The organism is Streptomyces sp. NBC_01381, from assembly GCF_026340305.1.
GTDB lineage: Bacteria > Actinomycetota > Actinomycetes > Streptomycetales > Streptomycetaceae > Streptomyces.
Window position 1 is genome coordinate 2,168,091 of sequence record NZ_JAPEPI010000002.1, and the last position, 13,355, is coordinate 2,181,445.

Annotated in this window: 13 protein-coding genes; 7 read left to right on the forward strand and 6 right to left on the reverse strand. The window is 69.8% G+C overall.

Annotated features, from left to right (window positions below):
• The first annotated feature begins 6 nt into the window (after positions 1–6).
• Positions 7–1,269, forward strand: coding sequence for a cytochrome P450 (locus OG453_RS31265; protein ID WP_266871922.1), 1,263 nt, complete (start codon positions 7–9; stop codon positions 1,267–1,269).
• Between the two features lie 97 nt (positions 1,270–1,366).
• On the forward strand, positions 1,367–2,299 hold the full coding sequence (locus tag OG453_RS31270) for an isocyanide synthase family protein (RefSeq protein WP_266871923.1): 933 nt from the start codon (positions 1,367–1,369) through the stop codon (positions 2,297–2,299).
• An 885-nt stretch (positions 2,300–3,184) separates the two neighbouring features.
• Here the strand turns inward: OG453_RS31270 and OG453_RS31275 are convergent.
• A complete protein-coding gene (locus OG453_RS31275) occupies positions 3,185–3,679 on the reverse strand; it encodes a hypothetical protein (RefSeq protein ID WP_266871924.1) in 495 nt (164 codons plus the stop codon).
• Between the two features lie 311 nt (positions 3,680–3,990).
• On the opposite strand from OG453_RS31275, the gene OG453_RS31280 reads away from it, so the two are divergent.
• On the forward strand, positions 3,991–4,500 hold the full coding sequence (locus tag OG453_RS31280) for a transposase (protein ID WP_266871925.1): 510 nt from the start codon (positions 3,991–3,993) through the stop codon (positions 4,498–4,500).
• A gap of 23 nt (positions 4,501–4,523) precedes the next feature.
• On the forward strand, positions 4,524–4,886 hold the full coding sequence (locus OG453_RS31285; protein WP_266873188.1) for a transposase: 363 nt from the start codon (positions 4,524–4,526) through the stop codon (positions 4,884–4,886).
• A 77-nt stretch (positions 4,887–4,963) separates the two neighbouring features.
• On the opposite strand, the gene OG453_RS31290 is transcribed toward OG453_RS31285, so the two are convergent.
• Positions 4,964–5,368 (reverse strand): hypothetical protein, encoded by a 405-nt coding sequence (locus OG453_RS31290; protein WP_266871926.1) that lies wholly within the window; start codon positions 5,366–5,368, stop codon positions 4,964–4,966.
• A 901-nt stretch (positions 5,369–6,269) separates the two neighbouring features.
• Between OG453_RS31290 and OG453_RS31300 the strand changes: the two genes are divergently transcribed.
• Positions 6,270–6,695, forward strand: a complete 426-nt coding sequence (locus tag OG453_RS31300) for a DUF3375 family protein (protein WP_266873189.1) — start codon at positions 6,270–6,272, stop codon at positions 6,693–6,695.
• Here OG453_RS31300 and OG453_RS31305 read toward each other — a convergent pair.
• On the reverse strand, positions 6,678–6,899 hold the full coding sequence (locus OG453_RS31305; RefSeq protein ID WP_266871927.1) for a hypothetical protein: 222 nt from the start codon (positions 6,897–6,899) through the stop codon (positions 6,678–6,680). The genes OG453_RS31300 and OG453_RS31305 overlap by 18 nt on opposite strands.
• Before the next feature lie 237 nt (positions 6,900–7,136).
• Between OG453_RS31305 and OG453_RS31310 the strand changes: the two genes are divergently transcribed.
• Both OG453_RS31310 and OG453_RS31315 read left to right on the forward strand, forming a co-directional pair.
• Positions 7,137–7,724: a hypothetical protein gene (locus tag OG453_RS31310; RefSeq protein WP_266871928.1), complete on the forward strand. Its 588-nt coding sequence runs from the start codon at positions 7,137–7,139 to the stop codon at positions 7,722–7,724.
• Between the two features lie 11 nt (positions 7,725–7,735).
• Positions 7,736–8,149, forward strand: a complete 414-nt coding sequence (locus OG453_RS31315; protein ID WP_266871929.1) for a hypothetical protein — start codon at positions 7,736–7,738, stop codon at positions 8,147–8,149.
• A gap of 368 nt (positions 8,150–8,517) precedes the next feature.
• Here OG453_RS31315 and OG453_RS31320 read toward each other — a convergent pair whose 3' ends face one another.
• The 3 genes from OG453_RS31320 to OG453_RS31330 all read right to left on the reverse strand — a co-directional run bounded on the left by OG453_RS31320 (position 8,518) and on the right by OG453_RS31330 (position 13,352).
• The gene (locus OG453_RS31320; protein WP_266871930.1) at positions 8,518–11,052 is read right to left on the reverse strand and encodes an ABC transporter permease; all 2,535 of its coding nucleotides are present in this window, start codon (positions 11,050–11,052) and stop codon (positions 8,518–8,520) included.
• Between the two features lie 116 nt (positions 11,053–11,168).
• Positions 11,169–11,951: an ABC transporter ATP-binding protein gene (locus OG453_RS31325; RefSeq protein WP_266871931.1), complete on the reverse strand. Its 783-nt coding sequence runs from the start codon at positions 11,949–11,951 to the stop codon at positions 11,169–11,171.
• Between the two features lie 129 nt (positions 11,952–12,080).
• Positions 12,081–13,352: a HAMP domain-containing sensor histidine kinase gene (locus tag OG453_RS31330; RefSeq protein WP_266871932.1), complete on the reverse strand. Its 1,272-nt coding sequence runs from the start codon at positions 13,350–13,352 to the stop codon at positions 12,081–12,083.
• Positions 13,353–13,355 lie beyond the last annotated feature (3 nt).

Here is a 13,355-nt window from a genome sequence, read left to right on the forward strand (position 1 = left end):
CTGCCCATGACCACCCAAGAACCCTTGCCGGCCGTGGACCCCGGGACGCTGCCCGACCCGGTCCCGCTGATGGGCTGCCCCTACAAGGCCAACCCCTACCCCCTGTACGAGCAGATGCGCGAGGCCGGCCCGGTCCACCGCGTCCTGTTCCCCAGCGGCGTACAAGCCTGGCTCGTCACCGGCTACGACGCCGCCCACTCCGCCCTGGGCGACGACCGCCTGGGCAAGAACCACGACCGGGGCAACGACCGCTGGCGGGCCCGCGCTTCGATCATGCCCGAGCCGCAGCACTCCCAGCTCCAGGTACACCTCCTCCACCAGGACCCGCCCAAGCACACCGGCATGCGGAGCCATGTCGCCGACGCCTTCACGCCACGTCGGATCGAGAGCCTGCGGCACCGCTTCCAGGAGCTGGCGGACGACCTGATCGACGCCCTGCCCGAGAGCGGCCCCGCCGACCTCGTCGGCGGCTTCGCCGCGCACTTCCCGTTCCGCGTCCTCGCGGAGGTCATCGGCCTGCCACCGGTGCTGGCGGCCCGCTTCGACCGCGACTGGGGCAAGGTCGTCCAGCCGGTCGGCCCCACCGACCCCGGACGCCGGCTGTACGAGGCCCGCCTCCACGGCTTGCAGAGCTACATCGCCGAGGTCGTCACCCACAAGCGCGAGCACGGGGAGGACGACCTGCTCAGCCGTCTGGTCGGGGCCCGGGACCGCCGCGAACTGTCCCAGGAGGAGCTGGACTCGATGATCTTCCAGCTCCTCGTCGCCGGCCAGGAGCCGGTCACCAACCAGATCACCACCGCCCTCGTCGCCCTGCTCCGCAACCCGGACCAGCTCACGCGCCTGCGTGAGGACCCTTCCCTGCTGCCCCGCGCGGTGGAGGAACTTCTCCGCTACGACAGCGCCTTCGAGTTGACCACCTGGCGCTTCTTCGACAAGGACAGCGACCTGCACGGCACCGAGGTCCCGGCCGGTGACTCGCTGATCGTTTCGCTGTGCGCCGCCAACCGTGACCCGCGCCGCTTCTCCGATCCGGACACGCTGGACCTCGACCGCTCACCCAACCCCCACCTCGCCTTCGGCCACGGCATCCACTTCTGCCCCGGCGCCGCCCTCGCCCGCGCCGAACTCCAGATCGCCCTGGGCACACTCCTCGCCCGGCTGCCCGGCCTGCGCCTGGCCATCAGAGACGAGGACATCGAGTGGATCCCGGCCGTCCTGGGCCGCGGCACCAATCGTCTTCCCGTCGGCTACGGCCGACGCCTCTGACACCGGCCACCAGCTGACCCACGCCCGCTGACCACCGGCGCCCGGCCACCCGCCACGGCGCCATTTCGCCGTGCCCGCGTACACCAGGAGGAACTACATGCCAGCGACGACCGCGCCCGACACGCTCCACAGCACCACCAGCGTCGGGATACTGAAGCAGCTCCTGCCCCACCACCGCACCACCGACCAGGCCCGGGCGTTGGCCGAGGCGTTCCCGCATCAACTGCGCCGGATCACCGGCTTCATACGCGATGGTGCTCCGATCGTCTTCACCCTGCCAGGCTTCCCCTGCAAGTCACCCAACCCCGCCAAGGTCCTCGGCCACCTCCCCGACCGGGGCGAACGCCTCTCGCTCACGTTCCTTAACACTCTGTGCGGAGAGATCGAGCGGATCTACCCGCCCGGTGCCCGAGTGATCATCTGCTCCGACGGTCATGTCTTCGGCGACCTCATCGGCGTCCCCGACGACCACATAGACGCCTACGCCGACGACCTACGCCTGCAGATCGACCGAGGGGGCCTGGACAGACTGTCCGTCTTCGACCTGCGTGACGTGCTCGGCGACCTCCCGCACGACACCAAACGCGCCCACGTCCACGACCACTACGCCCCCACCCTGGATGCCCTGCGCACCGAGATCCGCGCCGACGACCACGCCCTCGCCCTCTACCGCGGCATCACCCGGTTCCTCGCCGAGGACACCGCCCACTGGACCGGGACCCGCTCCGCCCTCCAGCGCATGTGTCGGCAACGCGCGTACGGCGTCATCCAGCGCAGTCGCGCCTGGGGCGACCTCATAGCGGAACACCACCCTGACGCCGTACGCCTCTCCATCCATCCCCAGCCCATCGGCGCCACGAAGTTCGGCATCCGCCTGCTCGACGCCCCGGACGCCTGGACCACCCCCTGGCACTCCGCCGCCCTGCACCGCGCCGACGGCACCTGGACCCTCATGCCTCGCGCCGAGGCAGCCCGATGGGGCCGACTGGTCCGGCGAGATGGCAGGCCCAGTCACTTCGCCGAGCACTGAGTCCGAACACGAGGGTGCCAGTCGTGACGCAGGTTGGACGCTCCGGCGTCCTTCCTGCCGCATCGCGAACAGCAAAACCGCCTCTGACCTGTTCTTTTCTTGGGCTCATTTCTTGTGATGTCTTTCCGATGACGCACCATGTGAAGTGTGAGGCGAACTTGACACTGTTGAGAGGTTCCTGGTTCAAGGGCGTCGTCTTTGCCAGCAGTGCCGTCCTTTCGGTGAGCCAGGCCGTGAACTGTGGCTTCCACGCGAGGCACGAGTCTCGGGAACGATCCCTTATCGCAGCAGCCGTGCTGGGAGGATGGGCGGGTGCTGTCCCGGGTCTGGGGTCTGACTCATGACATCTCTGACCGGAGCGTCTGAATTTCGCAGTGTCGGTTGTTGGCCGGGGATGGTGCGTTGTCGGTGCTGGGCTGGCGGGGTGTGTCCCGATAGGGGCCTGCCGATGGTTGTGGCGTCCTCATGTTTCTGACCGCCTGAGAAGCCGTTGTCCTATCGGTCTTGAGTGCGGTGTGATCGAAAGGCTGGTGGGGCGGGAGGCGATGGCGGCGGGTGCGGCTTCGGGTGTTGCGACCGGCCTCGCCGCGACCGGCTGCGGCCGACGGTCCATGGGGTGCGTCCGACGCTGCGCCCCGCTCCGTTCGCGGCGCCAGTGCCACCGCCGCCGCCAGGTCCGGCAGCCGCCAGTCCGCTACGCGGAAGTCCCCATGTGTAGGGGGCCGTAGCCAGGCCGGGAAGCTCGATGCCGGCATTCATCCGGCCATGATCGGTTAGTCCGGTAGGGTCTCCGACCGACAGCACGGCCCGGGACCTTCACGTCTGTGCCCCCCCGGACCCCACAACTCCGCCACCGACGCGGCGTTGACCCGCTACGAAGATCCCTTACGGGACGGCCCTCGACGTGGGGCTCGGGATGTCCAAGCAGCGCACCAGGTCTCTGTACGCCTCGGTTTCCTCGGTCAGGGCCGCCGTTTTGGCTGTATCCCGCGCCGCGTCTGCCTGCAGGTAGGCGTCCCGGGCAGTGATCACGGATTGCAGTGCCGCGGGGTCCAGGGACTTTCGCCACTGGTCGGCGATCGGCTTGTTGTCACTGACGCGTTGGGCCAGGTCGTAACCCATGGAGTACGAGCCGAGGTCGGCGCGCAGGAAATCGCTCGCGAACCTCTCCTTCGCTGCCTTCAGATCTGCTGCTGCCCGGGCGGTTGGCCTGTCGGTGAGTGCGGCTCGTTCGGCTCGCGCCGTCTGCTGGTGTGTTTCCACCCAGGTTCGGGCCGCTGCGTCACAGCCGCTCCCGACGGTGGCCTGCGCGGTGGTAGCAGGGATCGCCAGGGTGGTGAAGACGGATGCGAGGAGCACGATGTGGCTGCGGACTTTCATAAGGTCCACTCTCCACGGCGTCAGCCAGCTGAATGCGGCCCGACACACCGCTTTCGTATCGGGGGGGTGTGGACGTCCCTCAGAGGACACGCAGATCGGCTCCTTGGAGCTCGTACGCCGGCCCCCTCAAGGTCATACCTGGGACCGGCGCGGTGTGAGAAGCCGTTGTCCTATCGATCTTGAGTGCGGTGTGATCGAAAGGCCGGTGGGGCGGGTGAATCTGTCGTGGCCGTGCAGGAAGACAGGGCCTCTGGTGCAGTTCGGAGTTGCTGAGAAACCGGTCTCGCTGCCAGGAGGCCCTGTTGTCACTGTTGTACGCGGTCGAGGCTGCTGGGTTCAACTTGTCCGGTGAGGCGTGCGATTGTCTCGCTCACTGGTTCGGGAACGCGGCCGACCGGCCTGAGCGGCACCGGGCCTATGACTCGGATCTGACGGATGCCGAGTGGCGGGAGATCCGGCCGTTGCTGCCGATGCCGGCGTGGCTGGAAGGGCGGGGTGGCAGGCCGGAGGGCTACTGCCATCGCGTGATGCTGGACGCGGTGTTCTACGTGGTCGACAACGGCATCAAGTGGCGCAACATGCCGGTCGACTTCCTTGCCTGGGACCGGGTCTACGCGTTCTGGCGGCGCTGGCGCAAGAACGGCCTGATCGCCGAATTCCACGACCGGCTGCGCGGGAAGGTGCGTGAGGCGGCGGGGCGCGATCCGGAGCCGACGGCCGCGGTGATCGACTCGCAGTCGGTGAAGGCCGACGCGGTGGTGGGGGCCGACAGTCGCGGCTACGACGGGGCCAAGAAGTCAACGGCAGGCGCCGGCACCTGATCTGCGACACGATCGGTCTGCTCCTGGCCATTAGGGTGCTGCCCGCAGATGTCACCGACCGGCAGGCCGCCACCGACATACTGCCCGCGCTGCGGACACGGTTTCCCACGATCACAAAGCTGTGGGCCGACTCCGGCTACACCGGCGTTCTGGTCACCTGGGCCCTGGCCGTCCTCCAGCTCGTCGTCACCATCGTCAAACGCTGCGATGACCTGCGCGGATTTCGCGTTCTGCCGCGCCGCTGGGTGGTGGAGAGAAGTTTCGGATGGCTGTTGCGCACGCGGCGTCTGGCCCGCGACTTCGAGCGCCGGTGCGAATCATTCGAGGCGATGATCCTGTGGTCGATGACGATGCTCATGACCCGCCGCCTCGCACACCGGCCCTGAGCGCGAACCGGCCCGAGGGCTCCTTGACCAGCCACCCCTGCCGTACCAGTCGGTTCGCCTTCGACCGCACCCACCCCCTACACCTTCGCCGCCACGGGCTCCCCCCCGAGCCCGGCAGCAAGCTCCTTGCAGGACAGCGCCCCCTCCGCAGCGGTCAGGACCCCCAAGATCCGCTGATACTCCGGCGACAGCACCGCCACCACGAGCCCTTCGCACCAGGCGGACACCACCGACCCCGGCACCGCACCCGACGGCGACGGCGACGGTTCAGGATCCCTGGACGCTGACGTGTCAGCCTCCTCCACGCCATCCGGGCCGGCGAGAGCCTCCACCACTGTCTCCCGTGAGACGACGAACCGCTCCCAGTCGAGTTCCGCTTCCCGCAACGCGGCCGGCACCCGGTCCGCCTCGGACCGCAGCACTTCCACCCGCTGAGCAGCAGCGCGTTCCCGCTCCTCCAACAACCCGACCACCGACGGCATCCCGCACCTCCACAGCCACGCCGACACGACGTGAACTGCCTGCCACGGCAGCCGTGAAACTCTGCTTGACCAGCGACAACACGGCGATCAAGTACGGAAAGGCAACAGCCTCTGAAGCGGCCCGGTACTGGCAACGCGACGCGTCATAGGTCCGGCAGGGGAACGGGCATGTCCAGCTCGGTCATGTCGAGTACGTCGCTTGCTCCGCTGCGGGGCGACCCGCAAAGGACTACTGCAAGCGGCGGATCAAGGAGGGCAAGTCCCGGCGCGAAATCGTCCGTTGCTTCAAACGCTACGCAGCAGGGAGGTCTTCCACCTGGTCAAACAGCCACAGTCAGGACCCCGCTCATAGGGGCTGTGACGCGGTGCCCTCCGCGCCGGGGCTCTGGCGGACGAGTGGGCCCTGTCCGCCCGGAGCTACGGCGGAGCGGCAAGTAGCTCTCTGTATCAGAGTGACGCTCGGTCAGGGATAGTGGGGCGGGGTCCGGGGACTTCGCTGGTCTGGAGGGCGGCGAAGTCGGCGTGGGCCTGTTCGACGGCTTTGGGGTATGTCTCGCCTTGAAGTCCACGATCGGAAGGGTTCTGGGCCGGCCCGGAACGGCGTCGTGGCTGCCACTCAAGCCCGCCCCCGCCACCCCGAAGCATGGCCGATGACGGCAGAGGTGGCCGCCGTGCCCGAGGGACAGGTGGCTCTCGCCCTGGCGGAACTCCGCTCGGCGCTGGAGGTCGGGTTCACCCGGATCGACGGCCGGCTCGCACGGCTCGTCCAGCGCGGTGACCAGGCGGACAAGGCACTGCAGGAGTTGGAGGAGCACGTGACGGCCCTGGAGAAGGCGCGGTGGCCACTGCCGACCGTCGCCGTCCTGGCCAGCGTCTCCGCAGTGGCGCTCACCGTCGTCAGGTGTTCGTCGAGCAGGGGCGCGCTCGACTGCCGGTGCGGAGCACGTTTCCCCAGTCTGCGAAGGCGTATCTGGATGTCTGGTCGGCACCGGAGAATGGCTGGCTGCGCAGGTATTACCCGCCGGATTCGGACGAGCCGCACTTTGACGCCACCTATGCGGTGGAGAAGGCCGTCTCGTGGATCCGGTCGCTGGAGGAGCGCTCGTTCGTCGGTACCGAGTCGCACTTGAACACGATCCTCGATCTGCTGCCGCAGATGACGTTCGGGGCTGAGACTGATCCCGATGCGCGACTGACCGAGCTCACCCGGCGCCAGCGGTGTACGGGGCGTCCGTGTCCCCTCCCTGGCCTGGGGCGACTACTTGGTGCCGAGTCATACGCCTGCTGCGGTCGCCAGTTCCCGCCAAGTTCAACGGCGATCGGGTGAGCCAGGGTCTGCGACGGTGGGCCGCTGTTCCATCTCTGTCTCCTGGCGAGAGAGGTTCCGCTCGAACGTGTCCGCATCGGCGAGGTCGACGTGGTCGGGATTGTCCAGGTCGAGATGGCGTCCGGTGCTGCGGCGGATCTCCGCGACGGCGTGGGCCATCGCGGACTGCATCCGCACCCCGAGGACGTCCTCCAGCCGGGTCAACGCCGCGATGGCAGGGCGTGGCTACCGCCGGGGACGTGCCCCGGCAAGGAGGGAGAACCTGAATGCGTCGCATGGCCACCGCCGCCACGATGGCCGCGCTCGGGGTGAGAAGTCCTTTCGGGTCGGGGCGGCCGTCCCCCAACGTCTCAAGATCACCCCTGCCGGACTGAGTCGGCAGTCCGGCATTTATGATCATGCCTGACCATGATTACTAATAGGGGTAACTAGGGGATATGCGTGAATCTGCGATCGACCATACGTATTGCCGGAGTTGGGGGCGCGCTCGCCCTGGCCATCACCGGAGGAGCGACCACCGCGTACGCGAGTGACAGCGGCCCCGAGCGTGGCGCTGACAGGCCGTCCGCGGTCACGGCCACGCAGCCCTCGCAGCCCTCGCAGCAGGGGGACGTAGCGACCAGGGGCGCGGTCGGCCGCTACAGCAAGGTCATCAAGAAGACGGCGACCAAGAACTACACGAACACGAAGAACGAAATCGCCCGCTGCACGGCACAGTCGGCGGGCATGACCTGCACGATCAACAAGACGGCGTCGGCGACGCGCACGATCGACGCAGGGTTCGGCCTGAGCCGCGGTGCTGTCGCGGGCAGCTTGAACATCAGCTCGTCCAAGACGCAGTCGGTGTCCGTGACCTGCAGCGCGCCGGTGAAGAAGGGGAAGTCGCTCGTCGCGTACCCGATCGGTACCCGGTACAAGTACAAGATCGAGAAGCACATCACCACGCCCCTCGACTACGTCGCCGGGACGAGCGGGTGGAAGTACGCCTTCAACCCCTCTGCCGCCAAGGTGAGTTGCAAGGTCAAGTGAGAGGGCGTTCCGTGAACTACCGGAACAGAGCGCGGACCCGCGGCGCGACCGCCGCGCTGCTGCTCGCGGGAACGATGGCACTGTCGGGCTGCGGCTCGGCTGACGAACCGCCCGCGCCCGTACCGCTGGATGCGCTCGTCGGCCAGTCCGTCGCCCAGACACAGGCCCGCCTCGCGGGGCCTGCGACGATGGTGTCGTACGACCTGTCAAAACCGGTGACCGGGGCGAAGGCCCGATACGGCACCGGGAAGGGCGCGGGGACCGACGAGGACTGGGTCGTCGTGGCGGCGTGCGGGAACACGAAGAACCTGGAGGACGACACCCGGCTCGCGGTCGGTGTCCTGCACCAGGACGCGTACTCCAAGGACATCGAGCACAAGGCGAAGAAGCACGCCTTCAACCGCTACCTCAAGGAGTGCGGGTAGAACCGGACTTCGCGGAGAAGCAAGGCTTCGCCCCACTCGTCGGAGCGCAGTGCAGGGCCCGCATCCCCGCAAGGGGGGCGCGGGCCCTGCCGACAGTGCCCGACCCTATGACAATCAGGTATTGAGCGGCGCCGGCGTTGTGGGCCGGCCTGATCCCCACCGGGGTTACGGCGCCTCGTGGACCCGGGCCGGCACCGCTTCCGGGTCCCCCGGGGCGTCCTGGCCCCGGCCCGGTGTGCCGTGGGCGATGGACTGGTCTGTCATGCCTGGCCTGCTCGCTGTCACCACGATCGGCTGCGCAGTCCGTAAGACTCCGCAGCCGACCAGCCGTGGTGGAGACCGGGCATGCGTCTGCTGGGTGGCGGGGTTTACTGGGCTGCTGTCGCGGCGGGGATGTCGACGCGGGCGGCCCTGCGGGCGGGCCAGAGCGACGCGAGCAGCGCGCCTGCCAGGGCGATCAGGACGCTGAGGGCGAGGCGGCCCCAGGGCAGGACCAACTCGTAGCCCACGACGTTCTCTTGGAGGGTGCGTCCCAGTGCCCAGCCGAGGAAGACGCCCATGACCGTGCCGATGCTCGCGCCGAGCGCGCCGAGGAGCAGGGCTTCCAGGCGGATCATCCGGGTCACTCCGGCTTGGTCCAGGCCCAGGGCGCGCAGCGTGCCGAGCTCCTTGCGGCGTTCGAGGACGGACATGGCGAGAGTGTTGGCGATGCCCAGTGAGGCGATCACCAGGGCCATGCTCAACAGGGCGTAGAAGACGTTGAGTTGGCCGCCAATGCCACGGCTGTCCTGGGCGCGGATCTCTGTCTGGTCGAGGACGCTCAGCGTGGGGTTGTCGCCGAGGGCGTGGGTGACGCCCGCGAGCGCGGCCCGGCTGGGTCCGCCGTCCGTGGCGACGAGGACCGCGGCGGTGCTCGGGGCGGAGTCGTAGCGGGTGACGAGGGAGTCGGGTGCGGTGATGCTGGGCGTCAGTTCGCTCTGCTCGTCCGCCTGGTAGATGGCGCCGATGGTGACGCTGCCGTGCTGGTCGTTCTGCCGCTCCAGGGGCAGGGTCTGCCCGACGTGCCAGCCCGCCTCCTCTGCCTTGAAGTCGGCCACGGCGATCTGGCCCTTGGCAAGGCTGCCGAGGGAGCCTTCGACCACGTCGTACCGCAGCAGTTTGCCGATGGTGGCGGGGTCGACGCCGGTCAGGACGGACTCGCTGCCGCCCAGGCGGTATCCGGTGGACTGGTTGAGCGGGCTGTACGTGGCGTCGGCCAGCTTCTTCAGGGGCGCGGCGGTGGTGGGGGTCATCCGCTGGCCGCCCACGGACTTCACCACGTAGTCGGCGCTGAGGGCGTGGGTGGTCGCGCGGTCGAGGTACTGGGTGGCGGAGGCCCCCAGGACGGACAGGCCCGAGGCGAGGGTGACGGCGATGGCGAGCGCGGCGGCGGTGGCGCCGGTGCGGCGCGGGTCGCGCACGGTGTTGCGGGCGGCGAGGTCGCCGTGCACCGGGGCCAGGCGGGTCAGCAGCGGCTGGAACAGGGTGACGACCGGCCGGGACAGCAGCGGGATGAGGCCGATCGTCCCGGTCAGGGCGAGGGCCGCGCCGAGGCCGATGACGGTCCGGGCGTCCTTCCCTGTGGTGAGGGCTCCGTACACGACGGCGGCGGTGCCGGTGAGCACCAGCGCGGTGCCGAGGCCGGTGCGCAGGGAGCCGGGGCGTGCGGGGGCCGTGTGCTCGGCGGCGCTGAGCGCGGCGACGGGCGGGATGGCCATGGCACGGCGGATCGGGAGCCAGGCGGCGACCATGGGCAGGAGGGTGCCGACCAGCATGGAGACGATCACGGTGGTCGGGGTGAGGACGAGCGGGGCGGCCGGAGTGTCGGCGGACGCGAAGAGCGTCTGGAGCAGGGCGGCGACCCCGGTGCCGACGGCGAGGCCGGCCACGGAGGCGATCGCGCCGACGAGGAGGGACTCGGTGAGCAGGATGCGCCGCACCTGCTTGCGGGTGGCTCCGACGGCCCGCATCAGGGCCAGCTCCCTGGTGCGCCGGGCGATCAGCATGGTGAAGGTGTTGGAGATGAGGAAGGTGGCGACGAACAGGGCGACCGCGGCGAATCCGACCAGGATCTGGCTCATGGTGTTGGTGGTGCTGGTGGCGAGGCTCGCCTTGAGCTGGGCGAGTTGGGCGCCGGTGACCGCGCTGGTGCCCTTGGGCAGCACCGATTCGACGCGGCCGAGGAGCTGCGTCACGTCAGTGCCGGGTGTGGCCGTGAGTTCGATGTTCGCGTAGTGGCCGGGTTGGAGGAAGAGCTTCTGGGCGGTGGCGCCGGCGAACAGTGTCAGGCTGCCCCCGTCGGGGAGCTTGGTCCCGTCGGTGCGGAAGATGCCGCTGAGCCGGTAGGAGGCAGCGCCGTTGTTCGTGCCGACGCGCACGGTGTCACCGGTGCGGTAGTTGCCCTGGGCGGCGGTGGCCTCGTCGAGGGCGATCGTGTCGTTGGCGGTCGGTCCTGAACCCTCGGTGAAGCGGTACGCGGGGTCCTTGCCGTCCGCCGCCGGGGCGAAGTTGCCGCCCAGGGCGTCCTTGCCGTTGCCGAGGGGCTTGCCGTCGCGGCCGGCGACGGCGGCGAAGCCGTCGACCCGGCCCGCGGCGGCGGCGACGCCGGGGAGCTTGGCCAGAGCGGTCACGGTGCGGGCGTCGAGGTCGCCCGGTCGGCCGCCGTTCGCGGGGTCGGCATCGGCGGAGACGTTGACGGCGATGCGCTCGTAGCCGTCGGTCGCCTTGGCGGTGGCGGCCTGGTTCAGGCTGTCGCCGTAGACGAGGCTGCCGGTGATGAAGGTGACGCCGAGCATGACCGCGAATGCGGTCATCAGCAGGCGGGCCTTGTGCGCGAACACGTTGCGCAGGGCGGTACGGAACATGGGTTGCGGATCCTGGGAGGCGGGCTCGACGGAGGCGAGCGGGCGGCTGGCTGGTGCGGTGCCGGCGTACGAGCTGGTCGTCAGCTGATGAGGTGCCGGCGTACGAACGGGTGTCGTCAGCTGGTGCGCGAGCGGGTGTCGAATTCCTTCATCCGGTCCAGGACCCGGTCCGCGGTGGGCTGCGCCATCTCGTCGACCAGGCGGCCGTCGGAGAGGAAGACCACGCGGTCCGCGTAGCCGGCGGCGACCGGGTCGTGGGTGACCATGACCACGGTCTGGCCCAGCTCGCGCACCGAGTCGCGCAGGAAGCCGAGGACCTCGGCTCCGGCGCGGGAGTCGAGGTTGCCGGTGGGCTCGTCACCGAAGATGATCGCGGGCTGTGAGGCCAGGGCACGGGCCACCGCTACGCGCTGCTGCTGCCCGCCGGACAGCTGCCCGGGCCGGTGGTCGAGGCGCTGGGAGAGGCCGACCATGGAGACCACACGGTCCAGCCACTGCTGGTCGGGGCGACGACCGGCGATGGTCAGCGGCAGCGTGATGTTCTCCAGGGCGGTCAGCGTCGGCAGCAGGTTGAACGCCTGGAAGACGAAGCCGATCCGGTCGCGGCGCAGCGCGGTGAGCTGCAGGTCGCCCAACGTGCTCAGTTCGGTGGTGCCGACGCGCACCGAGCCGGAGCTTGGCGAGTCGAGCCCGGCGGCGCAGTGCATCAGGGTGGACTTGCCGCAGCCCGACGGACCCATGATCGCGGTGAACTCGCCCTCCCGGAAGGCGATGTTGACCCGGTCCAGGGCGACGACACGGGTGTCGCCGCTGCCATAGACCTTCGACAGGTCGGTGGTGGCGGCCGCGATCCCGGTCGTCGTACGCAGCTCGTGCGGGGCAAGGGAGTGGGCGGTCACAGGGGACTCCTCTTCGGGTGCGGAAGGTGCACTTCGAAGGCTGTCCGGGGGACGTATCGGGGTCTGGGCCGCCGAGTATCGGCGTCCGCTTCGCTGCGTATCGGTTCTGTAGCAGGGGCCGGGCGGCTGTCAGGCGGGCAGGCGCAGGGTGGCGACGGCGCCGCCGTCCGGGGCGTTGTCCAGGCGCAGTTCGGCGCCGAGCAGCCGGGCCTGGCCCAGGGCGATGGTCAGGCCCAGGCCGTGTCCCGAGCCGCGCTCCGTCGCGCCCGTGTGGAAGCGGCGCGGTCCTTCGCGCAGCAGGTCTGGGGGGAAGCCGGGGCCGTGGTCGCGGACGACGACGGTACGGTCCTCGACACTGACCTGTACCGGGGTGGCCCCGTGCCGGTGGGCGTTGATGACGAGGTTGCTGACGATCCGCTCCAGGCGGCGCGGGTCGGTCTCCACGGTCTGCCCGGCCTCTTCGCACTGTGCGTCGGCGACGGTGACCTCGGTGACTTCGGTGTCGAGGCCGGTGCGCGCCACAGCCTCGGACACGACCGCGCCGAGCGGCACACGGGCGCGGACCGGCTGCTCGGCCCCGGCGTCGAGGCGGGAGATCTCCAGGAGGTCCTCGACCAGGCCGCGCAGGTCGCGCACCCGGGCCCGGAGCAAATCCTCCGTCTCACCGGGCGGCAGCAGGTCGGCGGCGGCCAGCAGACCGCCGACAGGGGTACGCAGCTCGTGGGCCACGTCCGCGGTGAACTGCCGCTCGGTGCGCAGCCGTCGGCTGAGGCTGTCCGCCATGAGGTCGACGGTGGCGGCGATGTCCGCCACTTCGTCGCGGCCCTTGGTGGGTCCGGTGCGGGCATCCAGGTCCCCGGCGGAGATCCGCCCCGCGGTCTCGGAGACCCGCCGCAGCCGACGACCAAGGAGCCCGGCTCCGTAGACCGCCAGGGGTACGGCCGCCACGAGGGCGATCAGCGAAGCCACCACCATGACCGCGTCGAGCCGACGCAACGTATGCAGCTCCGAGCTCATGTTGACCTGCACGGCAAGGACTCGGCTGCCCGGACCGCCGACCCGCTGGGCGCCCCAGACGCTCGGGCCCACATTCCCGTCGACGCGCCTGTCGTAGGCCGTGTGCCGTTTGCTGTCGGCAGGGTGCTGCAGTGCGGCGGGCAGCTCGGCCGGATCGAGCTCGGCGCCGTCGGCGAGGGTTCCGGTGCGCCGGTAGGTCTCCATGGCCGCGTACACGCTGTTGGTGGCTTGCGCTTCGGCCCGGTCGCGGATGTCCTGCGCGGTCCACAGGTGCACCAGCACGCCCACCGCCGCCGCGACCAGGCAAGCCGTGGCCGCGGCCAGCCCCACGATCTTCCAGTGCAGGGACGCGCGGCCCTGCCACAGCCGGTGGAACGCACGCACCGG

Bases quoted from the DNA above. Each gene is read 5' to 3' on its own strand.
- OG453_RS31265 (WP_266871922.1), top strand. From the start codon at position 7: ATGACCACCCAAGAACCCTTGCCGGCCGTGGACCCCGGGACGCTGCCC.
- OG453_RS31270 (WP_266871923.1), top strand. From the start codon at position 1,367: ATGCCAGCGACGACCGCGCCCGACACGCTCCACAGCACCACCAGCGTC.
- OG453_RS31275 (WP_266871924.1), bottom strand. From the start codon at position 3,679: ATGAAAGTCCGCAGCCACATCGTGCTCCTCGCATCCGTCTTCACCACC.
- OG453_RS31290 (WP_266871926.1), bottom strand. From the start codon at position 5,368: ATGCCGTCGGTGGTCGGGTTGTTGGAGGAGCGGGAACGCGCTGCTGCT.
- OG453_RS31320 (WP_266871930.1), bottom strand. From the start codon at position 11,052: ATGTTCCGTACCGCCCTGCGCAACGTGTTCGCGCACAAGGCCCGCCTG.